Annotated in this window: 23 protein-coding genes; 11 read left to right on the forward strand and 12 right to left on the reverse strand. The window is 68.6% G+C overall.

Annotated features, from left to right (window positions below; translation table 11 throughout):
* Positions 1–98: 98 nt before the first annotated feature.
* The 3 genes from ICN82_RS15315 to ICN82_RS15325 form a co-directional block, all read right to left on the reverse strand.
* On the reverse strand, positions 99–1,988 hold the full coding sequence (locus ICN82_RS15315; RefSeq protein ID WP_193184364.1) for a bifunctional sugar phosphate isomerase/epimerase/4-hydroxyphenylpyruvate dioxygenase family protein: 1,890 nt from the start codon (positions 1,986–1,988) through the stop codon (positions 99–101).
* Positions 1,989–2,004: 16 nt separating this feature from the next.
* Positions 2,005–2,889, reverse strand: coding sequence for a shikimate dehydrogenase (locus ICN82_RS15320; protein ID WP_193184366.1), 885 nt, complete (start codon positions 2,887–2,889; stop codon positions 2,005–2,007).
* A gap of 167 nt (positions 2,890–3,056) precedes the next feature.
* The gene (locus ICN82_RS15325; protein WP_193184368.1) at positions 3,057–3,716 is read right to left on the reverse strand and encodes a TetR/AcrR family transcriptional regulator; all 660 of its coding nucleotides are present in this window, start codon (positions 3,714–3,716) and stop codon (positions 3,057–3,059) included.
* Between the two features lie 178 nt (positions 3,717–3,894).
* On the opposite strand from ICN82_RS15325, the gene ICN82_RS15330 reads away from it, so the two are divergent.
* The 5 genes from ICN82_RS15330 to ICN82_RS15350 all read left to right on the forward strand — a co-directional run bounded on the left by ICN82_RS15330 (position 3,895) and on the right by ICN82_RS15350 (position 9,596).
* Complete coding sequence (locus ICN82_RS15330; protein WP_193184370.1) at positions 3,895–4,902, forward strand: DctP family TRAP transporter solute-binding subunit; 1,008 nt, start codon at positions 3,895–3,897, stop codon at positions 4,900–4,902.
* Positions 4,903–4,995: 93 nt separating this feature from the next.
* A complete protein-coding gene (locus tag ICN82_RS15335) occupies positions 4,996–5,592 on the forward strand; it encodes a TRAP transporter small permease (protein ID WP_193184372.1) in 597 nt (198 codons plus the stop codon).
* A 10-nt stretch (positions 5,593–5,602) separates the two neighbouring features.
* Entirely contained in the window at positions 5,603–6,880 is a 1,278-nt protein-coding gene (locus ICN82_RS15340) for a TRAP transporter large permease (RefSeq protein ID WP_193184375.1), read from the forward strand.
* Positions 6,881–6,985: 105 nt separating this feature from the next.
* Complete coding sequence (locus tag ICN82_RS15345) at positions 6,986–7,438, forward strand: CoxG family protein (RefSeq protein ID WP_193184376.1); 453 nt, start codon at positions 6,986–6,988, stop codon at positions 7,436–7,438.
* Between the two features lie 163 nt (positions 7,439–7,601).
* Entirely contained in the window at positions 7,602–9,596 is a 1,995-nt protein-coding gene (locus tag ICN82_RS15350; protein WP_193184378.1) for a putative bifunctional diguanylate cyclase/phosphodiesterase, read from the forward strand.
* 6 nt (positions 9,597–9,602) lie between these two features.
* Here ICN82_RS15350 and ICN82_RS15355 read toward each other — a convergent pair whose 3' ends face one another.
* From ICN82_RS15355 to ICN82_RS15380, 6 genes are all read right to left on the reverse strand, one after another.
* Entirely contained in the window at positions 9,603–10,073 is a 471-nt protein-coding gene (locus ICN82_RS15355; RefSeq protein WP_193184380.1) for a CYTH domain-containing protein, read from the reverse strand.
* Between the two features lie 154 nt (positions 10,074–10,227).
* On the reverse strand, positions 10,228–11,724 hold the full coding sequence (locus ICN82_RS15360) for a sodium:solute symporter family protein (RefSeq protein ID WP_193184382.1): 1,497 nt from the start codon (positions 11,722–11,724) through the stop codon (positions 10,228–10,230).
* Positions 11,721–11,906, reverse strand: a complete 186-nt coding sequence (locus ICN82_RS15365) for a hypothetical protein (RefSeq protein WP_193184384.1) — start codon at positions 11,904–11,906, stop codon at positions 11,721–11,723. The genes ICN82_RS15360 and ICN82_RS15365 overlap by 4 nt, the downstream gene beginning before the upstream one ends.
* Positions 11,907–11,970: 64 nt before the next feature.
* Positions 11,971–13,113, reverse strand: coding sequence for an FAD-dependent monooxygenase (locus tag ICN82_RS15370; RefSeq protein ID WP_193184386.1), 1,143 nt, complete (start codon positions 13,111–13,113; stop codon positions 11,971–11,973).
* Positions 13,114–13,308: 195 nt separating this feature from the next.
* Positions 13,309–16,746 (reverse strand): molybdopterin cofactor-binding domain-containing protein, encoded by a 3,438-nt coding sequence (locus tag ICN82_RS15375; protein ID WP_330999018.1) that lies wholly within the window; start codon positions 16,744–16,746, stop codon positions 13,309–13,311.
* The gene (locus tag ICN82_RS15380; protein ID WP_330999019.1) at positions 16,739–17,239 is read right to left on the reverse strand and encodes a (2Fe-2S)-binding protein; all 501 of its coding nucleotides are present in this window, start codon (positions 17,237–17,239) and stop codon (positions 16,739–16,741) included. The genes ICN82_RS15375 and ICN82_RS15380 overlap by 8 nt, the downstream gene beginning before the upstream one ends.
* 267 nt (positions 17,240–17,506) lie before the next feature.
* Here ICN82_RS15380 and ICN82_RS15385 point away from each other — a divergent pair, with 267 nt between their 5' ends.
* From ICN82_RS15385 to ICN82_RS15410, 6 genes are all read left to right on the forward strand, one after another.
* The gene (locus ICN82_RS15385; protein ID WP_193184390.1) at positions 17,507–17,941 is read left to right on the forward strand and encodes a MarR family winged helix-turn-helix transcriptional regulator; all 435 of its coding nucleotides are present in this window, start codon (positions 17,507–17,509) and stop codon (positions 17,939–17,941) included.
* 90 nt (positions 17,942–18,031) lie between these two features.
* Positions 18,032–18,697, forward strand: a complete 666-nt coding sequence (locus tag ICN82_RS15390; protein WP_193184391.1) for a TetR/AcrR family transcriptional regulator — start codon at positions 18,032–18,034, stop codon at positions 18,695–18,697.
* 122 nt (positions 18,698–18,819) lie between these two features.
* Complete coding sequence (locus tag ICN82_RS15395) at positions 18,820–19,569, forward strand: maleate cis-trans isomerase family protein (protein WP_456238078.1); 750 nt, start codon at positions 18,820–18,822, stop codon at positions 19,567–19,569.
* A 66-nt stretch (positions 19,570–19,635) separates the two neighbouring features.
* Positions 19,636–20,418 (forward strand): alpha/beta fold hydrolase, encoded by a 783-nt coding sequence (locus ICN82_RS15400; RefSeq protein WP_193184393.1) that lies wholly within the window; start codon positions 19,636–19,638, stop codon positions 20,416–20,418.
* 18 nt (positions 20,419–20,436) lie between these two features.
* Positions 20,437–21,468, forward strand: a complete 1,032-nt coding sequence (locus tag ICN82_RS15405; protein WP_193184395.1) for a M29 family metallopeptidase — start codon at positions 20,437–20,439, stop codon at positions 21,466–21,468.
* Between the two features lie 76 nt (positions 21,469–21,544).
* The gene (locus ICN82_RS15410) at positions 21,545–22,165 is read left to right on the forward strand and encodes an isochorismatase family protein (protein WP_193184397.1); all 621 of its coding nucleotides are present in this window, start codon (positions 21,545–21,547) and stop codon (positions 22,163–22,165) included.
* A gap of 91 nt (positions 22,166–22,256) precedes the next feature.
* Here the strand turns inward: ICN82_RS15410 and ICN82_RS15415 are convergent, their stop codons facing one another.
* From ICN82_RS15415 to ICN82_RS15425, 3 genes are all read right to left on the reverse strand, one after another.
* Positions 22,257–23,774 carry a tripartite tricarboxylate transporter permease gene (locus ICN82_RS15415; protein WP_193184399.1) on the reverse strand — a complete coding sequence of 506 codons (1,518 nt, stop codon included), beginning with the start codon at positions 23,772–23,774 and terminating at the stop codon, positions 22,257–22,259.
* Between the two features lie 12 nt (positions 23,775–23,786).
* On the reverse strand, positions 23,787–24,287 hold the full coding sequence (locus tag ICN82_RS15420) for a tripartite tricarboxylate transporter TctB family protein (protein ID WP_193184401.1): 501 nt from the start codon (positions 24,285–24,287) through the stop codon (positions 23,787–23,789).
* 78 nt (positions 24,288–24,365) lie between these two features.
* Positions 24,366–25,352, reverse strand: coding sequence for a Bug family tripartite tricarboxylate transporter substrate binding protein (locus ICN82_RS15425; RefSeq protein ID WP_193184403.1), 987 nt, complete (start codon positions 25,350–25,352; stop codon positions 24,366–24,368).
* Between the last annotated feature and the right edge of the window lie 242 nt (positions 25,353–25,594).

A 25,594-nucleotide genomic window follows, 5' to 3' on the forward strand; every position in this document is an offset into this window, starting at 1 on the left:
GCCCGCGCGGGGCCTTCCGCGCGCCGTCCCGCCCCGGCCCCCGAGCCGGGCCCTCCCCCGCTGCCGCCCCTGCCCCGTCCGGGGCGGGGGCGCGGCGGTCAGGGTTCGAGCACCACATCCGCACCCAGCAGCCGTTTCTGCGCGGCGATGCGGAAGGGCGCATTGGGCGCGCCATAGCCGTCATAGCCGCCCCGGCGCTCGACGATCTCGAAGAACAGCCCGTCCCCCCAGGGGCGGCTGTAGAACTGGCAGAAGGCGCCGTTCTCATCCTCGTCATAGAGGATGTTGAAGGCCTTCATCCGCGCCACCTCCGCCGCCTCCAGCCCGAAGCGGGCGGCGAGATCCTCGTAGTAATTGGGCGAGATCGGCAGCGGCTCGAATCCCTGCTCCGCCATGGCGGCGGCGGTGGCGAAGATGTCGTCGCTGGCGAAGGCCACGTGCTGAACCGACGAGCCGAAGCTGTCGGCCAGGAAATGCCCCGCCAGCGTCCGGTGCGTCTCGGCCCCGTTCAGCGTCACGCGGAACTGCCCGTCCGCCGATTGCAGCGCCTGGGACCGCACCAGCCCGTCGGGATCGACCACGTCCACCATCGGCGCGCGGCCCATGCGGAAGATCGCGCTGTAGAACAGCGACCAGCTGAGCATCTCGTCGTAATCGGTGGTCTGGGCGATGTGGTCCACCCGGGTCAGGCCGGCATCGCGAGAGGCCCCCGCGCCGCAGCGGGTGAATTCCGCCGACCAGACCCGCGACAGGTCGGCCCCGCCATCGAGGAAATGCATCAGCGAGCCGCCCGCGCCGCGGATCGCGGGAATGTCGAGTTCGCCCTCTCCCAGGGGCTGCGCGAATTTCACCGCGCCCAGCCCGACGGCGCGCTTCTGCGCCTTCTTCGCGTCATCCACCATCAGCCCGATATCGCAGACCCCCGTCCCGTGGGTCAGGAAGGCGGCATGGGCAAAGCCCTGCTCCTCGGTATTGACCACGATGCGGACCTCGCCCTGCTGCCACAGCGTGACCTGTTTCGAGATATGCTGCCCGACCTTGGCAAAGCCCAGCGATTTCAGCAGCGCGTTGAGCTGCGGGCGCTCTGCCTCGGAGGTGGTGAATTCGACGAAGGCCACGCCCGAGACCTCGGCGCGCTCCGGCAGGACCGGCAGATCCTGGCGCAGGTCGGGCTCGGCGCGGCGCACCTCGTCCATCAGATGCACCAGCGACCGGTGCCCGTCGCGGGCCAGCGCCTCGGTCTTGCCGGCCCGGAACTGGTCGTTGAAGATCTCCAGGCTGACCGGCCCGGCATAGCCCGTCGCGCAGACCGCCCGCATGAACCCGGTGACGTCCAGGTCGCCCTCGCCCGGCATGTTGCGGTAGTGGCGCGACCAGTAAAGCAGGTCCATGTCGATCTTCGGCGCGTCGGCCAGCTGGACGAAGAAGATCTTGTCGCCGGGGATCGCGCGGATCGTGTCGGGGTCGATCTGGCGCGCCAGCGTGTGGAAACTGTCGAGGATCATGCCGACACTGGGGTGATCGGCGCGGCGCACCACCTCCCAGACATCGCGGTGATCCCGGAAATGCCGACCCCAGGCCAGCGCCTCGAAGCCGATGCGCAGCCCACGTTTCGCGGCGCGCTCGCCCAGCTCGCGGAAATCCTCCGCCGCGCGGTCGATGCCGCCCAGGGCGCGCGGATGCACCGAGGAACAGACCAGCACCAGGTCGGTGCCCATTTCCTGCATCAGGTCGAATTTCCGCTCGGCCCGGTCGAAGGCGCGCGCGCGATGCGGTTCGGGCAGGGTCTCAAAATCGCGGAACGGCTGGAACAGCGGGATCTCCAGCCCGTGATCGCGGATCATCGTCCCGACATCGCGCGGGCTCATCTCCTGGGCGATGAAATCCTGCTCGAAGATCTCGACCCCGTCGAACCCGGCCCGGGCAATGGCCTTCAGCTTGCGGCGCAGGTCGCCGGGAATGGAGACGGTGGCTATCGCGGTCTTCATCTGTCGCTCCTTTCGCTCACGCATCGCCGAGGGCGCGGAAGGTGGCCTCCATCGCCGCCGGATCGGCCGCGCGGCCGGTGAAATGGCCGAAGGCGCGCACCGCCTGCCAGACCGCCATGCCCGCGCCGGGCAGAACCCGGCATCCCGCCGCCCTGGCCTCTGCCAGAAGCTGGGTCTCCAGCGGGAAATAGACGATGTCCGACACCCACATCCGCGGGCCCAGCAGCGCGGCCGGAAAGGCCGAGCCGGGCAGCTTGGCCATGCCCATGGGCGTGCAGTTGACCACCCCGTCCAGCCCGTCGGCGGCCGCCTCCTCGACGGTCGCGCGGATCTCGGTGCGCAATCCCGGACGGGTGCGCCCCAGCAGATCCGCCAGCGACCGGGCCCGCGCGGGATCGGCATCGACCAGCACCAGCCGCGCGACATCGCAATCGGCCAGCGCATGGGCCACGGCCACGCCCGCCCCGCCCGATCCGATCAGCAGCACGCGCTGGCGCGGCGCCCCGTCCATGCCCCGCCGGAAGGCCTCGGCATAGCCCGAGTAATCGGTATTGTAGCCGATCCGCCGCCCGTCGCGGAACACGACCGTATTGACCGCCCCGACCGCGGCGGCGCTGTCATCGAGCTCATCGAGCAGCGCGGCGACCTCGATCTTGTAGGGGAAGGTGATGTTGCACCCGGCAAAGCCGCAAAGCTCGGCGGCGCGCAGCATCTCCGCCAGCGAGGGCGCGCCGGGCATCCGGTCGGCATCGAGCAGCTTGTAGACGCAGCGCAGCCCCTGCCGCGCGGCCTCGGCCTCGTGCATCGCGGGCGTGCGGGATTTCTGGATGCCGCGGCCGATCAGGCCCAGGGCAAGGCTCGTGTCGCGGCCGAAGACGGCAGCGGGTGCGGGCTTGGTCATGTGTCTCCTCCGGCGGATCCGCGCGACGCCGCGCCGGATCTGTCTCTGGCAGGAAATGTACCATGCGGTTAAAAAATCGCAAGAGTTTTGAACCGTCCGGTTAAATACCTGACCGGCCGCGCAATTCCGCCCCCCGCGCCGCGGGTTTGCCGCGGCGATGGCGGAAGTCAGGCGCGGACGGCGCGGATCAGCTGGTCGGCCAGGCTGTCGCGCAGCCGGATCTGTGCGGCCTCGTCATGCAGCCCGGCCCCGAAGATCCCCGAGAAGGTGGCGCGGTTCGACATGTTGAAGAAGCTCAGCGCGCTGACCTCCCAATGCAGCTGCAGCGGGCACAGATCGGCGCGCAGGCTGCCATCGGCGGCCCCGCGGCGGCAGATATCCTCCAGCATGGCGACCACCGGGCGGTTCAGGTCGCGGATCTTGCCCGAAGAGGCCAGGACATGGCCGCCCCGGATGTTCTCGATCATCACCAGGCGGATGAAATCGGCGCTCTGGCGGTGATGGTCGAAGGTGAAGACGAACAGCCGCCGCAGCGCCTCCAGCGGCGCCAGGTCGGCCAGGTCCAGTTCCGCCTCCTGGGCGCGCACGCGGGTATAGGCGGCTTCCAGCACCGCCTGCCACAGCCCCTCCTTGTCGCCGAAATAGTAGTAGATCATCCGCTTCGACGTGCGGGTCAGCTGCACGATGCGCTCGATTCGCCCGCCGTTGAACCCGTTATCGGCAAATTCGCGGGTCGCGGCCTGAAGGATGTCCTGCTGCACCTTCACCGGATCGCGTTTCCAGCCCGCCCGCTTTGCCGGGGTTTTTTCGTCCTGCGTCAAGTCCATGGCCCTCCTCCGCCCGCGTCGATCTAACCACAAATGTACCGGGTGTTACAAACTCATTGACGTATTTTAACCGTCTGGTACAAAACGGGCAGATCGAGGGAGGCGATCGCGGACCGACGGGGGCAGCCCCGCGCCGGGACCGCCGCCGCGATGCAAGGCGCAGAATGGGAGGACAGTCATGCGCGACACATTTTTCGGATTCACCGCCGCCGGGCTGATCGCCCTGATGGGCAGCGCCGCCTCGGCCGAGGTCACGCTGCGCTTCGCCCATGTCGATCCCGACGACTGGCAGTCCTCCAAGAAGGGCGCCGCCGCGCAGATGTTCAAGCAGATCGTCGAGGGCCAGTCCGACATGACGGTCGAGATCTTCCCGGCCGGCGCGCTCGGCAACGAGGACGAGATCGTCAGCCAGGTCCAGGAAGGGCTGGTCCAGGTCGGCATGGTCTCGGGCGCGATGTCCAAGGTCTGCAAGCCCGCCGCCGTGCTGGACATTCCCTACACCTTCGCGGATGCGACCGTCGCCTGGGAAGTGCTGGACGGGCCCTTCGGCGCGGAACTGGCCGAGGCCTGCGAGGCAAAGACCGGGCTGAAGACCCTGGCCTATGGCGAGACGGGCTTCCGCAACTTCACCAACGGCACGCGCCCGATCCGCACGCCCGAAGACATGGCCGGGCTGAAATTCCGCGTCCAGCCGATCCCGCTCTACCTGGAACTGGTCAAGGGGCTGGGCGGCGAGCCGACCCCGATCGCCTGGACCGAGCTTCCCAACGCGCTGGCCACCGGCGTGGTCGACGGCCAGGAGAACCCGGTCGGCGTCATCTACAATAACGGCCTGCACAAGCTGCAGAAATACATGACGCTGGACGGCCATGTCTATGGCGTGGACTTCCTGGTCATGTCCACCGAGACCTTCGACATGCTGAGCCCCGAACAGCAGGCGGTGGTGACGCGCGCCGCGGTCGTGGCAGGCAATTTCGGCCGCTCCATCCAGCAGTGGAACACCGCGGGCGGCATCTCCGCCGTGCAGGAGGAGGGCATGGAAGTCTATGTCCCCACCGCCGAGGAGCTGGCCCAGTTCCGCGAGGCCGCCCAGCCCGCCGTCAAGGAATGGCTGGCCGGCGACCTGGGCGCGGATGCCGAATGGATCGAGAAGCTGGACGCCGCCGTCGCAGACGCGACCGACTAGGCGTTCCGCCCGGCCGGGGCTCCCGCTCTCTCCACGCCTGCGGAGCCCCGGCCCCCCTGACCTACCCCCCCCGACACAGCAGCGGAGGCCGTGATGTCGACCCTGTCCTTCCTTGTCCGGCGCATCCTCGCGATCGGCTGCGGCCTGATCATGGCCGCGATCACCGGCATCATCCTGGTCAACGCCCTGCGCCGCTACACGTTCGGGCTGTCCCTGACCTGGGGCGAGGAACTGCCCGTCTACCTGTCGATCTACGGCGTGATGTTCGGCGTGGCGCTGAGCTATCTGCAGGACCGGCACATGCGCTTCACCATCGTCACCGATTTCCTCTCCCCCGCGCTGCGCGAAAGGCTGTTCCTGGCCATGGATGTGGTCACCGCCGTCTGCGGCGGGCTGCTGTGCTGGTCCGGCTGGCTCTTCGCCATGCGGCGCGGCACGATCGAGGCCTCGGGGCTGATCGGCGCCGCCAATTCCCTGGCCGAGAGCACCGGCCTCGCCTGGCTGGTCTGGATCGGCCGCATGGGCACCTGGCAATTCGCGCTATGCGTCGGCGGCGCGCTGCTGCTGCTGGCCGCGGCGATCCGGTTCTCCGAGCGCCTCCGCGACCTGCGCAACCCCATCCACGAGACCGCCCCCACCGCGTCGGACACCGTCCGGATGCGCGCCCGGGGCCAGGCCTCGCTCGACTGAGGAGTCAGCCATGAGTTTCGCCATCGTCCTGGTCGGCACCCTCGCCGGGCTGCCCATCGCCTTCGCCATCATCGCCGCGCTGATGTATTTCATGATCACCGGCGACGCGCCTTATCACCCGCGCCTCGTGCCCTCGGAGATGTTCAAGGCGCTCGGCTCCTTCCCGCTGCTGGCGATCCCGCTATTCGTGCTGGCGGGGGAGCTGATGAACGAGAGCGGCATCACCTCGCGCATCATCCGGTTCTGCGCCGTGCTGGTCGGGCGGCTGCGCGCCGGCCTGGCGCTGGTCAATATCTGGGCCTCGGTGATCTTCGCCGGGCTCTCGGGCTCGGCCATCGCCGATACCTCGGCCATCGGCCGGGTCTTCATCCCCGAGATGGAGAAGCACGGCTATGACCGCGCCTTCGCCGCCGCGCTGACCGCGGCCAGTTCGGTGATCGGCCCGATCATCCCGCCCTCGATCCCGGTCATCATCTATGCGCTGATCGTCTCGGGCGTGTCGGTGCCCGCGCTGTTCATGGCCGGGGTGGGCCCGGGTCTGCTGCTGGCGGTGTTCCTGTCGATCTTCGTGCTGACGACGGTGCGGGTCTCGGATCCCGAGCCGGGCGTCGACATCATGGACGGGCAGTCCAGCGCCCAGGCGCTGCTGGGCGGGATCGTGCCGCTCTTGATGCCGGTCTTCGTCGTCGGCGCGATCCTGGCGGGCGTGGTCACCCCGACGGAGGCTGCGGCGCTGGCGGTGGGCTATGCGCTGGTCGTGGGGCTGGTGGTCTATCGCAAGCTGGGGGTCCACAACCTGCCGCGGATCTTCGCCAATGCGATGGTCGACAGTTCCATCATCCTGATCATCATGGCCGCCGTGGGCGCGGCGAACTGGGTGCTGACCTATAACCGCGTGCCCAACATGCTGACGGACTGGGTGCTTGCCAATGTCGACAGCAAGACCGCCTTCCTGATCGCCCAGATGATCCTGTTCCTGGTGGTCGGCCTGTTCCTCGAGGGCATCGCCGCGATGCTGGTGCTGGTGCCGATCCTGCACCCGATCGCCGTGGCCTTCGGCGTCGATCCCACCCATTTCGGCATCATCGTGATCTTCAACCTGATGATCGGGCTGATCACCCCGCCGCTGGGCCTGTGCCTCTTCGTGGCCGAGGGGGTGGCCAATGTCGGCATGACCCGGCTGGTGCGGGCGATCATCCCCTTCTTCGTGGTGGAATTGCTGGTGCTGGTGATCCTGACCTTCGTGCCCGCCTTCTCCACCTGGCTGCCGCGCGCCCTGGGCTTCTGACCCCGGCCGGGGCGGCGCGGCGCGCGGGGGGCAGACTTTCGTCTGCTTGACCCGCGCGCCGCGGCCGCGTGACATGGTGCGGCAGCCGGCCCAGGAGGAAGTGCCATGGAACTCAAGGACGAGGTGTTCATTCCCGCCCCGCGCGACCGGGTCTATGCCGCGCTGAACGATCCCGAGATCCTGCAGGCCTGCATCCCCGGCTGCGAAACCCTGACCCGCACGTCGGAAACCCAGCTGGAGGCCACGGTCCTGCTGAAGATCGGCCCGGTCAAGGCGCGCTTCGGCGGCACCGTCACGCTGGAGCCCGAGGCGCCGCCCGCGCGTTTCTCCCTTTCGGGCCAGGGATCGGGCGGGGCGGCCGGCTTTGCCCGCGGCGGCGCGCAGGTCGAACTGACCGAGGCGGAGGGCGGCACGCGGCTGAGCTATGACGCGGGCGCCGAGATCGGCGGGCGGCTGGCCCAGCTGGGCAACCGCCTGATCCAGAGCAGCTCGAAGAAGCTGGCTGCCAGCTTCTTCGAGAGATTCGCCGCGCGGATGAGCCCGCCCGGCGCCGGTTAAGCCGGTAGTTACCCCGCAGCTGCTAGGCCGGAGGCAACGCGGGCCGCAAGCGGCCCGTCCCGCTTGTCGTCGAGGTGCACAGTGAGACGCAGCCGCATCAGCAGGGGCGCCCGTATCGCCGCCCGGCCTGGCCGGCCGGTCCCCGGCCGTGACCGGTGAGGCGATGTCCTTCCGGCTGCGCCTGATCCTGATCTTCTCCCTTCTGGGGCTTGTCACGCATCTGCTGCTGGCGCTGGCGGCGCTGGCCTTCACCGCCATGCGTGCGCAGGATACCTTCGTCGCCGAGGCGGAGGCGCTGTCCCACGTCCTGGCCGCGACCCTGGAACATCACCTGGCAGAGACGGATCACGGCGACCTGCTGGCCATCGCGGAACACGCCGTATCGACCGCGGAGATCGCCGCGATCCGCTTCGAGGATGCGGGCGGCGCGCCGCTGCTTCAGGTCGGGACGTTTCCGGGCCCGCACGGACCTTCCCGGCATGTCGCCGCCGATGCGGAATTCCACGACCTGCAGATGGACCCCGATCTTGGCCCGGTCGTGCGGCGGAACGTCGGGGGGCGCGCGGGGACGCTGGGCAGCGTGGTCATCGCCCCCGACCTGGCGAGGCTGCGGACCGACCTGGCGGTGAACGGCGTCACGCTGGCGCTGATGGCGCTGGCCGCCACGGCGATGCTGCTGGTGCTGGGCTGGCTGGCCGCGACCGCGCTGGTCCGGCGGCTCGGCGCGCTGGACCGGGGGGCCGCGCGCATCGCCGACGGCGATTTCCGCCACAGGATCGCGCCGTCCGGCCGGGACGAGATCGCCCGCACCGCCGTCACCGTCAACCGCATGGCCGATGCCCTGCTGAGGGAACGCGAGGCCCTGGAACGCCAGGCCCGCACCGATTCGCTCAGCGGGCTGCTGAACCGGGCCGGAATGGCGCGCGAATTCCGCAGGATGGCGCGCCGCGGCTGCGGGATCAGCGCGCTGCATATCGATCTGGACCGGTTCAAGCTGATCAATGACACGCGCGGACACGGCGCGGGAGATGCGGTCCTGCAATCCGTGGCGTCGCGGCTGCGCCATGTCGCGCCGACGGATGCCCTTGTCGCCCGCATCGGCGGCGACGAATTCGCCATCCTGATGGAGGAGGACGGACTTGGCGCGCGCTCGCTCGCCCTGGCGGAGGCCTGCATCGAGGCGGCCAGCCGCCCGATCGAGTTCCGGGGGATGAAACTGGCCGTGGGGGCAAGCGTCGGCATCGCCCATATGGATCCCGGCACCCGGGGCCCCGATCCGGACCGGCTCCTGGCGGATGCCGATATCGCTCTCTATCAGGCAAAGGCGGCCGGCCGCGGCCGTGTCGCGCTTTTCGACCATGCGGCGCGCCAGGTGCTGCAGAAACAGGCCGACCTGGAATTCGAGCTGGCGCTGGGGCTGGAATACGGGGAATTCGTCCCCTTCCTGCAGCCCCAGGTCGATGCGCTGAACGGCGAGGTGATCGGCGCGGAGGTCCTGGCGCGGTGGAACAGCCCGGCCCGCGGCCTGCAGACCCCGGGCATGTTCCTGCAGTCCCTGCGCAACCCCGAGCTGGAGGATCGCATCACCTACATGGTGCGCGCCGCTGCGCTGGACTGGATGAGCAAGGGCGAGGCCGGACGTCCCCCGGCGATCAGCATCAATCTCTCGGCGTCGGAACTGGCCCGCGTCGATTGCGCGGGCGACCTGGACTGGGAACTGGCGATGCGCGGCCTGCCCGCCCGCAAGGTGGCGATCGAGGTGCTGGAGGATGTCGTCCTGCGCGAGAACGACACGGAGGTCGAACGCACCATCGCCGCCCTGCGCAGGGCGGGGCACATGCTGGAACTCGACGATTTCGGCACCGGCAATTCCGGCCTGGCCAACCTGGTGCGCCTGTCGGTGGAACAGCTCAAGATCGACCGCAGCTTCGTCCGCGGGATCGATGCCGACCGCTCGCGGCAGGCCATCGTGCAGGCCATGATCGGCATCGGCCGGGCCCTGGGCATCCGCGTGCTGGCCGAGGGGGTGGAGACCGAGGCGGAGCGGCAGATGCTGATATCGCTGGGCTGCAGCCGGATGCAGGGGTTCCTGTTCGCCCGTCCCATGGCGACCGAGGATTTCGAACGCTGGATGGCCGCGCGCAGCGCCGCCGCCTGAGGCCGCTCAGCCCCGCGCGGCCAGCCGCGCCGCGAGGATGCGGCCCTGGCGGTATTCCTCTACGCCGGTGACCTCGCGCCCCAGCCAGGGCGGCCGGGCGAAGCCGGCCTCTTCGGCCTCCAGCTCGATTTCCGCGAAGACGATCCCGGCCAGCAGCCCGCCATAGACATCCACCGTCCAGTCGCGCCCCTCATGGCGCAGGTGATGGCGCGTCTTTTCCAGGATCCGTCCGGCGCAGTGGCGCTCCAGCATCCGCCGCGCATCGGCAGCGGGGATCGGGTATTCGAACTCGTCCCGGCTGAGACCGCTGCGCGGGCCCTTCACGGTCAGCGTCGCCTGCCCGTCATAGAACCGCACCCGGACCTTCCGTCCCCCCGCCTCGGAGATCAGCCCGTCGCGCAGCGCGACGCTGCGCAGGACGGCCGGTTTCCAGCCATCGCCCGTCACGAGAAACTTGCGTTCGATTTCGGTCGCCATGATCCTGCTGCCTGCACCGGAGCCCGGCTTTGGCCCATCCCCCGGCGGGACGGGAAAGTCAACGGGGCCGGAACGCGAACGCCCCGCCGGCCGGAGGGCAGGCGGGGCGCATGCGGGACGCCGCGGGGGAGCGCCGCGGCGGTCCGTGACGGCGCTACTCGGCCGGGGAGGCGCGGACGCCCCCCGCCTGACCGGCATCCCCGTCGAGGAAGCCCTCGGTCACGGCACCGGCGGCCGGGCGGGTCGCAAGGCTGACCGCGACGAAGAGGATGGCCGAGACCGGCAGGCCCAGCACGCCGGCATTCAGCCCCATGAGACTGTTGCCCGACAGGTACATCCAGATCACGAAGGCAACGCCGCCGAGGATGGAGACCAGAGCGCCCGCCGCGGTGCCGCGGTTCCAGAAGAAGGCGCCGATGATGGCCGGGACGGCGACGATCAGGCCGGCGGAGGCCGCGACCGACAGGATGGCGATCATCGAGAATTCCATCGCCGCGAAGACCAGCGCCAGGACCGAGATGACCGGGATCACGATCTTGCCGACCTTCAGCTGGTGCGCGTCATCGGTGTCGGAGGCCAGGTTGCCGTAGACATCCCGGGCGAAGACCGAGCTGAGCGTCAGCAGGATCGAGTCGATGGTCGACACCGCGGCCGCCAGGATGCCGACCATCACCACCACGCCCAGAAGCGGCGGGACATAGTCGGAGGACAGCAGCGTCGCGGTGGCCAGGTCGGCCCGCTCCAGGTCCGGGAAGGCGACCAGCGCCGAGAAGCCCCAGGTGACGGAGACGAGGGTATAGACCAGCCCGAAGCACAGGAAGATCAGCAGCATCCGCTTCAGCGCGCCCAGCGAGGCGGGCATGAAGAGCCGCTGGCTGACCTGCGGGTTGGAGATGGAGAAGAAGAACCAGGGCAGCGTCAGGCCCAGGAAGGTGGTGAAGCTGAACAGCCCCGGACCGGGGACCTGCAGCATCTCGGGCCGGGTTTCGGCGATGGTGCCGAACATGCCGGTGAAGCCGCCCAGTTCCGACACGACCAGCACGCCGACCGCGACGGAGGCCACGATCATCACCAGCGCCTGCAGGCTGTCGGTCCACATCACGGAGCGGATCCCCGCGATATAGGAGAACACGATGGCCAGCACGGTCGCCACGATGATGCCGGTGGAGAAGGAGATCGCCCCGCCGGTCATGCCCGACAGCAGGTAGCCCACGCCCGACAGCTGCACCGCGGAATAGGGGATCAGGAACACCAGGCTGGTGATGCCCGCCGCCACCGCGACCCAGCGCGAGCCATAGCGGTGGCCCAGCATCTCGGAGGGGGTGACATAGCCGTGGCGCTTGCCCGCGGCCCAGAAGCGCGGGCCGAAGATCGCCACCAGCGACACGCCGGCGAAATACACGATCTCGAAGCCGAGCGCCCCGACCCCGCCCTTGTAGGTCAGACCGGCAAGCCCGACCATCATGAAGGCCGAATAGGTGGTCGCCGAATAGGACAGCGCCGAGAGGATGCCGCCCATCCCGCGCCCGCCCAGGAAATACTCGGACATCGAGGAGGATGCCTTGTCCGATCCGCCGCGCGACAGCCAGGCGACGATGCAGGAGAGGAGGATGTAGACGACGATCCCCCAGATCACGAGAGAGGTGGTCATTCGTCGTCCTTTCCATAGCCGGCCATGGCCACTGCGTTCAGCACGATCACGGCAACCCCGGCCACCGTCCAGAAGAGGAAGCTGGCCTGCCAGTCGGCGATCTGTCCGATGAAGAGATACGGCACTGCGTAGAGCGCCACGATGAGCAGTGCCAGAAGCACCAGCGCGGTCTTTCGGGTCATTCGCGTTTCCCTGTCGGTCTGTGCCCGGCCCCGCCAATTGCGGGGCCGCGGTCATTCTTGGGTATCAGTTCAGCTCGATGCCATAGGGTTCGTAGGCATAGACCCATGCCGGATCCTCCGGCTCCTTCAGCCAGGTATTGGCGTTGGAGATGGTCTGAACCTTGGTGGCGCGATCCTTGCGCGCATTTTCGTACATGCGGAAGGCGGTGGTGTAATCGCCCATGCCGGTCAGGCCGAGGCAGCGCGCCAGCACGGCCGCATCCTCGATCGCCATGCAGGCGCCCTGCGCCATATGCGGGCGCATCGGGTGGCAGGCATCGCCGATCATCACCAGCCGCCCGCGCGACCACAGCCCCATCGGGTCGCGGTTCCAGAACGGCCATTTGGTGACTTCCTCGGTGGCGTCGATCAGCCCCTGCACCATCGGGTGGGATCCGCCGAAGATCGCCTCCATCTCCTCGCGGGAACTGTCGACGAAACCGGTCTCGTGATCCCAGCTGTCGACCGGCACGCCGGTGACATAGTAGTATTCGGATCCGTCATTCTTGGTGGCATAGGCCATGATGTGGCGCGACTGTTCCCACCACCATTTCACGCAGCGTTCATATTCCAGCCCGGTGGCGCGCAGCTTGTCCATGTTGACCAGCGCGCGATGCCCGATCCAGCCGGAAAAGCGCGGCTTTTCAACACCCAGCAGCTTCTCGCGGATCATCGAGTTGATGCCGTCGGCGCCGATCACCAGCTTGGCCGCGACTTTCTTGCCGTTGTCGAAGCTCAGCAGGACATCGCTGTCGCGCTCCTCGATATCCGTCAGGCGGTGGCCGAAATGGACGCGGCGGCTGTCCAGCGCCTCGATCTGCACCGCATGCATGTCGCCGCGATGGATGGTGATGTAGGGCGCGCCGTATTCCTTCAGCGCGAACTCGCCCAGCGGGATCTCCGAGAGGTATTCGCCGGTCTTGCCGTCGCGCGAGAACCAGTGCGAGGGATGCGACCCGATCTTGGCAAGCGTCTCCTCCAGGCCGAGGTGGCGGAAGATCTTCATGACGTTGGGGCCGATATGGATGCCCGCGCCCAGGCGGGTGAATTCCGGGGCCTGCTCGAAGCTGTGAACCGAGAAGCCCGCCTCGGCCAGAAGCGCAGCCGCAGCCGCCCCGCCAAGCCCTGCGCCGACCACCGCGATGTCGATTTCTTCCACCGTTGTCATGTCCCTTGTCCTTCCAGGTTCGTGATTTTTTGTTTGTACGCTAATGAATTTTGATCTGCATCATTTGCGTGGCGCCTTACGCCCGTTTTCGCAAAATTTTCGCCCCGGTGATTAATTTCCGGGCAGTTCCGGTCCGAAAAGTTCGTTTTTATGCAAACGTGTTTCGGAGTCGGCGCCGATGCGCCGACTCAGGGATCAGGGGCGCGCCGCCGCGCCGGACCAGGCCGGCAGGTCGGGCGCATAGCGGGCCCGCAGATATTGCGCGAGCTCGCCGATCTGCGCCTCCGAGAATTCGCCGCCGAAGCCGGGCATGTCGCGCAGCGGCAGCGACAGCGGCGCCTCGATCCCGTCGCGGATCACGGTCTTCAGCCCCTCGGGCGTCGGGGCCCGGATCGCGGCCGAGCGCGACAGCGACACCTGCGCCGCGGTGAAGGTATCGGCCAGGCCGGGTTCATGACAGCTCGAACAGGCGGCGCGGAACAGCCGCGAGGCGGCATCGGGCACCGGCTCCACCTGGGCGGGCACCGGCGCGGGCGGCGTGCCCGGGGCGGCGAGATCCGCCAGATACACCGCCATCGCGCGGATATCGGCATCGGGCAGCGCGGTCAGGCTGTCCACCACCTCGCCCATCGGACCGGAGGCCACCGCCGTGCCCGGGGCATGTCCCTCGCGCAGATAGGCAAAAAGCGACGCCTCGTCCCAGCCGCGCGCGGCCGATGCCGTCCCGGCCAGGGGCGGCGCATACCAGCCATCGATGACAGCGCCGGACAGCGCCTTGTCGCCGGTCGCCTCGGCGCCCATCAGGTTGCGCGGGCTGTGGCAGGCCGAGCAGTGCCCCGCCCCCTCCACCAGGTACTTGCCGCGATTCCATTCGGGCGATTGCGCCGGGTCCGCCGCGAAGGGCGCGGCATCGTGGAACAGCGCATTCCAGACCGCATTGACCGGGCGCAGGTTCACGGGCGCGACCATCTCGGCCCTGGGCGTCGGGGCGGCGACCGGCTCCAGCGTCTGCAGATAGGCATAGAGCGCCTGCATGTCCGGCCCGTCGATCCTGGCGAAGGCGGTGTAAGGGAAGGCCGGATACAGGTTGTGCCCCTCGCGCGAGATGCCCTTGCGCATCGCGCGGTCGAAGGCGGCGAAGGACCACAGCCCCAGCCCGGTTTCCGGATCCGGCGTCAGGTTGGTCGAATAGACCGTGCCGAAGGGCGTCTCCATCGCGCGGCCGCCGGCATTGGCGATGCCGCCCTCGGCCGTGTGGCAGACCGCGCAATCGCCCGCGGCAAAGACCTGTTTTCCGCGCGCGATCGTCTCCGCCGAGAAGGTCGCGGCGGCGGGGGCGGGCTGCGGCGGGATCGAGCGGGCCATGGGGATCCCCACCGCGCCCAGCGTCAGCATCCCCGCCAGCCCCCCGGCGATGCCGATCAGCCGCTTGCGGGCCTTCCGCGCGGGGCCGGGCGCGGGCGGGGCCAGCGCGGCAGGCATCGCCCCCGCCCCGGCCTCGGCCAGCGCCGCGCGGACCTTTCCGGGGGTGAAGGGCGCCTCGCGCAGCCGCACGCCGGTCGCGTCGAAGATCGCGTTGGCGATCGCCGCCGCTGCCGGAACCGCCGCGCTTTCGCCGACGCCGAGCGCCGGATCGCCCGGCCGCTCGATCAGCATGGTGCGGATCTCGGGCAGCTGGTCGAAGGTCTGGATCGGGTAATTGGCCCAGCTCTGCGGCGCGGGCGTGATCTCGTCGAAGGCGACTTCCTCGTGCAGCGTGCGGCTGGCGGTCTGCATCACGTTGCCGTGGATCTGGGCGCGCACCCCGTCGGGATTGATCACCAGACCCTGGTCCTGGCCGACGAAGACCCGGGTCAGCGTCACCTCGCCGGTCAGCGTGTCGACCGTCACGTCGCAGACCCAGGCGGCGGCGGCGGCCGCTTTGCCGGGGAAGGTGCCGTGGACATAGGTGGCATAGGCGAAGCCCTGGCCATAGGCCATGCGCCCCTCGCGGCGGAAACGCGGGCCGGTGCGCTCCTCCCAGCCCGCCTCGGCGGCGGTGCGGCGCACCAGGTCGGCGGCGCGCGGATCGTCCAGGTGGCGCAGCCGGAAGGCCACCGGATCCTCGCCCGCCTCATGCGCCAGCTCGTCCATGAAGCTTTCATGCGCGAAGGTGTTGGGCAGGGCCGAGACGCCGCGCATCCAGGCGGCGCGCACCAGCGGCGCCATGTCATGGACGGTGATCCGCTTGTTCGGCACGCGGTAGGGCGGCACCGTGGTGCGGTCGCCCATGTCCGAGGGCCGCGGCTCGGGCGAGATGCGCCCGGTCAGCAGCAGCGCGAGGTTGGGCCCCCGGTTCGACGGATACCAGGTGTCCAGCGCATAGGCATGCAGATCGCCCGCCGCGCCGATCCCGCCCGACACCTCCATCAGCTGCGCCGCGCCCCTGGGTTCCCACAGGCTTTCCTGCGCGCGCGTCAGCTGCACCCGCACGGGACGCCTCACCGCCCGCGCCAGGATCAGCGCGTCGCCGCAGACATCATCGGCGCAGTTGCGCCCGTAGCAGCCCGCCGCCTGCAGCCTGCGGATCTCGATCGCCTCGGGGTCGAGCCCGGTCAGCGTGGCCAGGTCCCCGCGCAGCATATGCGGGTTCTGCGTGCCCGCCCAGACCACCGGGCGGCCCTCCTGCCAGTCGGCCACCGCGCAGGACGGCCCGATGGAGCCGTGCAGGTGATAGGGCCAGACATAGCTGCGCTCCAGCCGGATGCCGCATTCGCCGATCGCCCGGTCGAAATCGCCCGAGCGGTCCAGCGCGCGGGGCTCGGACGGGGCGGCCTTCAGCGCCTGTTTCAGATCCGACAGATCGGGCTGCGGCGGCGGCTGGCGCCAGTTGACCGGCAGCGCCGCCGCGATGCGTTCGGCCTGATGCGCGGTCTCAGCCACGACGGCAAGGAAATCGCCTTCGCGCACCACGGCCAGGAAACCCGGCATCCCGGCAACCGCCGCCTCGTCGAAGGAGATCAGCGACCGGCCGATGAAATCGCCGCTGTCGCGCCCGGCATAGGGCGGTCGGATGACATGGCCATGCACCATCCCGGGCACGGACAGGTCCTGGATATAGGTGAAATCGCCGGTGACCTTGGCGGGCAGGTCGACCCGGCCCGCGGGCTGCCCGACCAGCCGGTAGTCCTTCGGATCCTTCACCGGCAGGCTGTCATCCAGACGCATCGCCAGCTCGCGTCCCGCGACCAGCGCGGCATAGCCGACCTGCGTGTCCTTCCAGCGGACCACCCCGTCGCGGATCTCGACCCCGTCCACGGGGGCGTTCAGCCGCCGCGCGCCCTCGCCCGCCAGGTAATGGCGCAGCTGCGCCGCCGCCTGGCGCAGCGGGATGGCCGCGATCTGGATCGTCTCCGAGGCGATGGTCGGCCCCTGGTCCGGCGTGCGCGCGGTATCGCCCAGCACCATGCGGACCCGGTCAAGCGGCAGGTCCAGTTCCTCCGCCACGATCTGCGCCAGCGCCGTCTGCACGCCGGTTCCCAGATCGACATGGCCGTTGAACCCCGTGACCTGCCCGTCGCCGTCGATCTGCACATGGGTGCAGCGCCCGCCCGGAAGATCCTCGAAGACCGCGATCAATCCCGTTTCAGACATGCGCCGTCCCCTCCCCCGCGGCGAGGATCTCGGCCGCCCGTTCGACCGCCTCGATGATTTCCTTATGCGTGCCGCAGCGGCACAGGTTGTCGCGCATCCCCTGGCGGATCTCCTCGCGGCTGGGGGCGGGGTTGGCCCGCAAGAGCGCCACCGCCGACATCACCATGCCGTTCAGGCAGTACCCGCATTGCGCCGCCTGCCGCGCGACGAAAGCCTGCTGCACCGGATGCAGCCCGTCATCGCCCGCCAGCCCCTCCAGCGTCACCACCTCGCGCCCTTCCAGGCGCGCGGCACGCAGCACGCAGGCCCGCGCGGGCTGCCCGTCCACCAGCACGGTGCAGGCCCCGCATTGCGCCCGGCCGCAGCCGTATTTCGGCCCCCTGAGCCCCAGCTCGTCGCGCAGCAGATCAAGAAACAGCCGGTGCCGGTCGATCGCGGCCGTCACCGGGCGACCGTTCAGCGTGAAGCTCAGGGCTTGATCTTGTGGGGACACGGGCGCTCCTTTCGGGATTGGCTCCGGGAGTCCTGCCCGCATACTTGGATGCACACAAACAATCTTGCATCCATTGAGGCGCATCCCCCGGAGAAACGGCGCGGGAATGGGAAATTGTGATGATTAAATGTGCATTTTGCAACCGGATTGGGCGCATTCCGCTCAGGGTCACTTTCCTGTTGTCGCCATGCAGGAAAGGATGCCATCCCGAAACCTCGAATCCCGCAGATCGCCGGGACAGATCCGCCCGCGAAAGGAGCACCGGCAATGGCCCCCCTTGAAGAGGATTCCAACTACAAGCTCGACGAACAGGTCGGTTTCGCCCTGCGCAAGGCCTATCAGCGCCACATGACGATCTTCTCGGGACATAATCCGGGCGGGCTGACCTCGATGCAGTTCTCCACGCTCTACCGCCTGGCAACCGAACCGGGACCGATCTCGCAGAATGCGCTGGGACGGCTGGTGGCGATGGACGCCGCGACCACCAAGGGCGTGATTTCGCGGCTTCAGGCGCGCGGGCTGGTGGAGACCGAGCGCGACAAGGTGGACAAGCGCCGCTACATGCTGCGCACCACGCCCGAGGGCCGCGCGCTTCTGGCCGAGATGCTGCCGACGATGAAGCAGATCACCGCCGATACGCTGGCGCCGCTGGATGCCGCGGAGGCCGAGACGCTGCTCTCCCTGCTGCGTCGGATCAGCTGAATTAATTATCCGAACGAATAATTCTCCTGGCGTCGGCTTGCCCGGAGACACGGGTCGTGGTTGAAGGCGGGCAGTCCCGGAAGGAGCCCGATGGATACGTCCCAGCCCCCCCGCCGCAAGCCCGGCCGCCCCAAGGCCGGGGCCGACCTGCGCGACCGCATCCTCGACGAGGCCGAGGCCTGCTTTGCCGCCGCGGGCTTCGCGGGGGCGGCGCTGCGCGAGATCGCGACACGCGCGGGGGTGAACCAGGCGCTGCTGCGCTATTACTTCGGATCCAAGCAGGACCTGTTCGATGCCGTCTTCCGGCGCCGCGGCGGCATGATCTCGGGTCAGCGCCACGTGCTGCTCGACCGGGCCCTGGCCGCGCCGGATCTGTCGGTCGAATCCGTGCTGCGCGCCTATCTGCGGCCGCAATGGGAAATGAAGCTTTCGGGGCCCGGCGGGGCGGCCTTCATCGCGCTGCAGGCGCGGGTTCACGCCGAGCCGGAGGCCCATGCGCTGGAGCTGCGCCGGGAGGTCTACGACCCCTCGCTCAGGCGCTATATCGACGCGCTTTGCGACCTGCTGCCGGCGCTGCCGCGCGCGGTGGTCTCCATGCGCGTGGCCTTCCTGGTCGGGACCTATCTCTTCATGCTGAACGATCTGGGGCGACTCACGGACCTGAGCGAGGGGCAGATCCACGAAATGCCGCCGGAACACATGCTGGACCAGCTCGTCGTCTTCCTTGCCGCCGGGCTGCGCGCGCCTGAAATTTAGGCGAACCGGCAATTTATCCTCCAAAATGCGCCTTTCCGGGCATATTGTTTGTATGCAAGTGAATTTTTTTCGTTATTCATCGACCGAATAATAATACACCCGTCGCAGAGGAAGGTGACCACATGAAAAACTATCGCATCGGGCAGATCGTGCCCTCGTCCAACATCACCATGGAGACCGAGATCCCCGCCCTGCTGCGCGCCCGCGAGATGGTCGCGCCGGAGCGGTTCACGTTCCATTCCTCGCGCATGCGCATGAAGCATGTGACGAAGGAGGAACTGGCCAAGATGGATGCCGACAGCGATCGCTGCGCGGCGGAACTGTCGGATGCCGGGGTCGACGTGATGGGCTATGCCTGCCTCGTGGCGATCATGTCGATGGGCCATGGCTATCATCGCAAATCGGCCGAGCGGCTGGGCCAGGTGACCCGCGACAACGGCATGCCCGCCGAGGTCATCACCTCCGCCGGGGCGCTGGTCGAGGGGCTGCAGGCGATGGGCGCCAAGAAGATCGCCGTCGTCGCCCCTTACATGAAACCGCTGACCGAGATGGTCGTGGACTATATCCGCAGCGAAGGCTTCGAGGTCGTCGATTACCGCGCGCTGGAGATCCAGAACAACCTGGAAGTCGCCGCGCATGACCCGATGAACCTGCCGGGCATCGTCGCGGGCATGGACACGGCCGAGGCCGATGTCATCGTGCTGTCGGCCTGCGTGCAGATGCCGTCGCTGCCCGCCGTCACCACCGTCGAGGCGCAGAGCGGCAAGCCGGTGCTGACCGCCGCCGTCGCCACCACCTGGTCGATGCTGAAGGCGCTGGACCTGCCGACCCGCGTGCCGGGCGGCGGCGCCCTGCTTTCCGGCGCCTACTGAGCGCCCCGCGACACGACACCTGGCCGGGCAGGACTGCCCGGCCGCAAGGACGAAAAGGATCCCCCGATGGGCTTTGGCTACAACATCAACGCAAACGGCATCCGCCAGCACCTGATCCGTCACGACGGGCCCGAGGGTGCGCCGCAGCTGCTGCTGGTGCCGGGCATCACCTCGCCCGCGATCACCTGGGATTTCGTCGCCGAGAGGCTGGCCGAGCGCTGGGAGGTCCATGTGCTGGATGTCCGCGGCCGCGGCCTGTCGGAGACCGGCGACCTGGACTACACGCTGGACGCCATGGCCGATGACGCCATCGCCGTGGCCGAACAGATGGACAGCCCCGTGCTGATGGGCCATTCGATGGGCGCGCGCATCGCGATCCGCGCCAATGCCCGCAACGCGGCGCCCTTCGCGGGCTACATCCTGGTCGATCCGCCGACCTCGGGCCCGAACCGCCGCGCCTATCCCTCGAAATGGCCCTGGTACGGCGACAGCATCACGCTGTCCAAACGCGCCATCACCTTCGAGGAGATGAAGACATTCTGCCCGACCTGGACCGACGAGCAGATCGCGCTGCGCGCCGAATGGCTGCATACCTGCCACTGGGGCGCGATCCGCACCGCCTTTGACGGGTTCCATACCGACGACATCCACCAGGACCTGCCGAAGATCGAAAAGCCCGCGCGGCTGGTCATCGCCGGCGGCGCCACGGTGGTCGACCAGGCCGACCAGGAAGAGATCGCCGGCCTCGCCCCCGCCATGCAGCAATGCATCGTCGAGGAGGCAGGCCACATGATCCCTTGGGACGATCTCGAGGGCTTCCTCGAGGCCGTCATGGATTTCGACGCATAACCAACAGGGAACACTGACATGGATCACGCGAGCTTCACCGAGATCTGCCTGCATCAGCTGAAGATGTCGGGCGTGCAGAAGGACGAACGCCTGATCGTCCTGACCCAGGGCAACGAACGGCTGGACTATGCCGATGCCTTCATGGCCGCGGGGATGCGGCTGGGCGCCAACATGTACCACATGCGCCTGCCGGCCCCGCCGGTCGTCGGATCCTGGGCCGTGGGTCAGACCGGCCTGGCGGCCATGCCCGAGGCGGTCGAGGCGCTGAAGAACTGCGACATGCTGATCGACTGCATCTTCCTGCTGTTCTCGCCCGAGCAATTCGCCATCCAGGCCGCGGGCACCCGCATCCTGACCGCGGTCGAGCCGCCGGAACTGCTGGCGCGGATGCTGCCCACGCAGGAGATCCGCGAGAAGGTCACCATCGCCGGGACCATGGTCGATGCCGCCAAGGTCATGCGCATCACCTCGCCGCACGGCACGGATGTCACCTACAAGCTGAACACCTATCCGGCGGTCACCGAATATGCCTGCACCGACGAGCCGGGCCGCTGGGACCACTGGCCCTCGGGCTTCGTCTTCACCGGCGGCGACGATGACGGCGTCGACGGCACGATCGTGGTGGCGCCGGGCGACATCCTTCTGCCGCAGAACATCTATGTCCGCGACCCGATCACCTACACGATCGAGAAGGGCTGGATCACCGATATCCGCGGCGGGCTGGATGCCGAGCTGGTCAAATCCTACATGGCCGATTTCAACGATCCGCGCGGCATGGGGATGAGCCATGTCGGCTGGGGGATGAACCCCAACGCGAAATGGCACAACATGCTGCCCGGCGCCTTCCCGGGCGGAATGGGGATGGAGCCGCGCGCCTATTACGGCAACGTGATGTTCTCCACCGGCCCCAATAACGAACTGGGCGGTCCCAACGACACCGCCTGCCACCTGGATATCCCGATGCGCGGCTGCTCGCTGTTCCTCGATGACGAACCCGTCGTCATCGACGGCGACATCGTGGTGAAGGACATCGCGATGGAGCGCGCCTGACCCTCAGGCCGCTTCTGTCCGCCCCGCGCCGCTCGCCCCCAACCAGGCGGCGCGGGGCCCCTTATTCGAGGATCCCATGTCCCAGGAACAGACCTACAAGGCGGCCGGCTTCGGCGCGACGGTGCCGCGCGGCACCCGTCCCGCGATCGTCGTCGTCGATTTCTCCTACGGCTTCACCGACCTGCAATATCCCACCGCCTCCGATGCGGCCGCCCAGATGGCGGCCACGAAACGGCTGTGCGACATCGCCCGCGCCAAGGGCTTCCCGGTCATCTTCACCACCATCGCCTATCACCCCGGCGAGCTGGAGCTGCTGCCCTGGCTGAAGGTCGCCACCGGCATGCGCGCGCTGATCGAGGGCACGCGGCTGGTGGAGATCGACGCCGCCACCGGCATCCAGCCGGGCGATGCGATCGTCACCAAGAAGGGCGCCTCCTCCTTCTTCGGCTCCACCCTTGCCGCGCTTCTGGCCGGGGCGGGCACGGATACGGTCGTGGTCTGCGGCGCGACCACCTCGGGCTGCGTGCGCGCCACGGTGGTCGATGCGGTGCAGTCGGGGTTCAACGTTCTGGTCCCCGCCGATTGCTGTGCCGATCGCGCGCAGGCGCCCCATGACGCGAACCTCTACGACATGGGCCAGAAATACGCCGATGTCACCGATGCCGAGGATGTCGCGGGCTGGCTCGACAGTCTCTGAAACGACCGGGGGCGGCGCATCCCGCACCGCCCCCCTGCCTCTCTCCGACGCGCCCCGCCAAACCGGCGGCGGCGCGTTTTTCATGCGCGGCTCAGCGGGCCTGCCCCGCCGCGCCGGAGCTGCGGCGCCGCAGCCGCGCCAGCCCGGCCGAGATCAGCGGCAGCGCCACCAGCACCACGCAGACCGCGATCAGCGCCGCCGAGATCGGCCGTTCGAGGAAGATGGACCAGGATCCGCGGCTGATCATCAGCGACCGGCGCAGGTTCTCCTCCAGGATCGGGCCGAGGATCAGCCCGAAGGCCAGGGGCGTCACCGGCAGGCCGATCCGCGAGAACACGAACCCCGCCACGCCGAAGCCCACCATCACGTAGACATCGTTCATGTCGTTGCGGATGGCGAAGGCGCCGATCACGCAGAACACGGCGATGAAGACCTGCATCAGCTGCGGCGGGATCTTCGTGACCAGAACCGAGACCCGGATCATGCCGATGCCGAAGACCAGCGTCGCCATCAGCGCCAGCAGCACCGAGGCGTAGATCCAGCTGACGAAAAGCGGGTCCTTGGCAAAGAGGAGCGGCCCCGGCGTCAGCCCGTGCACCATCAGCGCGCCCATCAGCACGGCGGTGATCGTGTCCCCCGGCACGCCGAGCGCGATCAGGGGCACCAGCGAGCCCCCCACCGAGGCGGAATTGGCGGCCTCGGGCGCGACCAGCCCGTCGGGATGGCCCTCGCCGAATTTCTCGGGCGTCTTCGACAGGCGGCGTTCCTGGGCATAGGCGATGGAAACCGCCACGGCCGAGCCCGCCGCCGGGATCGCCCCGATGAAGGTGCCGATGAAGGAGCCGCGCAGCATCACCTTCCAGCGCGAGACCAGATCGGAAAAGGGCACGAAGATCCGCCCGATGACGGGCGTCGTCCCCGGCTTGTCGCGGAACCCCGAGAGGTTCTGCAGGATCTCGGCCAGGCCGAAGAGGCCGATGATGACCGGGATCAGGTTGAACCCCGATTGCAGCGCGGGGGCGTTCATCGTCAGGCGCTGCGCATCGGTGAGGCTGTCGAAGCCCACCATGCCCAGCACCACGCCCAGAAGCCCCATGACGGTCGCGACCAGGGTCGAGCCGTTGGAGGCGAAGGACAGCATGACGATGCCGAACAGCGCCACGGCGGCGAATTCGGGGCTGCGGAAATTGGTGGCGAACCCTGCCAGCACGGGCGCCAGCACCACCAGCATCGCCAGACCGATCATCCCGCCGATGGTGGAGGCCGCCAGCGCATAGGTCAGCGCCTGCCCGGCCTTGCCCTGCTGCGTCATCGGATAGCCGTCGACCTGGGTGAAGATCGAGGCGGGCGTGCCCGGCAGCTTCATCAGGATCGCCGAGACCGAGCCGCCATAGACGCTCGACATGAAGATCGAGATCAGGAACAGGATCGCGGGCCCAGGCTCCATGCCGAAGGTCACGGGCATCAGGATGGCCAGCGCCATGGTCGAGGAGATCCCCGGCACCGCGCCGAGGATCAGGCCCAGAACCGCGCCGATGGCGATCAGGCCCAGCATGGCGGGATCGGTCGCGAAGCCTGCCAGCGTGTCGAAGAAGGTGGAAAGCAGCATGCGGGGCTCCGGTCAGTTGGGCAGCGGCAGGGACAGAAGGCGGACGAAGACCAGCTGGACGAAAATCCCCGCCCCCACGCCGAAAAGCGGCGCGGTGATCAGGCGGCGCGGCTGCCAGCCATGGCCCAGCCCCGCCAGCAGCCCGATCCACAGCGTCGCGAAGACCGCCACGGCCGGGGCGGATCCCAGCAGCTTCATCAGCACCGGCATCGCCAGCAGCGACAGAACCAGCAGCCCCGGCAGCGCCAGCGCCCCGGGGCCTTCGACGCGAGGCGCGCCGCGATCCTGTCCGCGCGTCACCGCCGCGAGGATCAGCAGCCCCGCCCCCGCAGCCCCGGTGGCCCACAGGCACAGCCGGATCAGGAAGAACGGGCCGGGATCGCCCGGCATCGAACTGCCCTGCCAGGCCGCGCGGCTGGCACCCAGCATGGCCAGGCCGACAAGGCACAGAAGAAGGAAGACGAGGCCCGCGGCCAGCGTCTTTCGGGTGGATCCGTCGATGGGGGGCTGCATGGCTGTCCTGTCGCGGCGCGGAGGGAAAGGGAAGGACGGGGGCCCGGCCCCCGTCCCGGTGTCAGGCAGGGCGGCGCGTCACTCGCGCTCCAGCCCCTCGGCCACCAGCCCGGCATCGAGCAGGAGCGGATAGACGGTATCGACCTGGGTGGTCAGCTCGGCTGCGGCCATCTCGGGCCCGCCGGCGCGCAGCACCATGCCGTTGGACGTCGCCGCCTCGGTGAATGCGGCGCTTTGCGCGGCGGCCAGGATGCCGTCGGACAGGGTCTTCTTCACCGCCGGGTCCATGCCCTTCGGCCCGACGATCATCACGAAATCGCCGGTGACGATGTCATAGCCCTGTTCCTTGAAGGTCGGCACGTCGGGCAGCTGGGGATGGCGCTCCTCGGAGGCGACGCCCAGGACCTTGACCGTGCCCGCCTTCGCCTGTTCCAGCACCGGCGGGATCGGCAGGGTCGCGGTCTGCACCTCGCCGGTCAGAAGCGCGGTGACGGTGGGGGCATGGCCGGGATAGGGCAGCTTCATCATGTCGATGCCCAGGCCCTTGGGGATCACGTTGGCGAAGACGAAGGAGTTGCCGCCCTGCGGGTCGTTGCCGTTCATCAGCGCCATGGGATCGTCCTTCATGGCGGCGACGTAATCCTCCAGCGTGTCGATCCCGGCATCTGCCGAGATCTCCAGCGCGCCGGGATCGTCGGAGATGTAGACCAGCGGATCCACGTCTTCCATGGTCGGGGCATTGGCGTTCATGAAGGATTGCGAGATCGCGTGCAGCCCCATCACCCCGATCGTGTAGCCGTCGGGATCGGCATCGGCGACATGGCGCATGCCGGTGGTGCCGCCGGCACCGGTGACGTTATCGACCACGACCGGCGTGTCCATGACCTTGGACAGCTCGTTGCCCAGGAGGCGGCCGACCAGGTCATGGCCGCCGCCCGCGGGCCAGACCACGGTGATGTGGATCGGCTCGGCCGGATAGGCGTCCTGGGCCATCGCCGCGGGACCGGCAAGGCCGATCGCGGCGGAAAGGGCGAGGGCGGAGGAGATCAGGTGACGTCGTTTCATCGGTTTCCCTGTAGCTGGTCCGGCAGGGCCGGGATGGGCATCGGCCCTTCACGAGGGCGTAGGATCGGGGGCTGCCCCGCTTGGCACGGGATCGTTCTTGTGGTCCGGCCGGGCATGGCGCCGCCGGTCCCCTCCCGCGAGGGAAGAGGCTGTGCAGGCCGCTGCCGGTGATTGGAGGCAGCAGACCGCGTTCATTATTGTTTGTACAGAAATAAGTTTCTGTCGCACATGTTTCGCCCTGC

The sequence above is a fragment of the Mangrovicoccus algicola genome, from assembly GCF_014903745.1.
Lineage (GTDB): Bacteria > Pseudomonadota > Alphaproteobacteria > Rhodobacterales > Rhodobacteraceae > Mangrovicoccus > Mangrovicoccus algicola.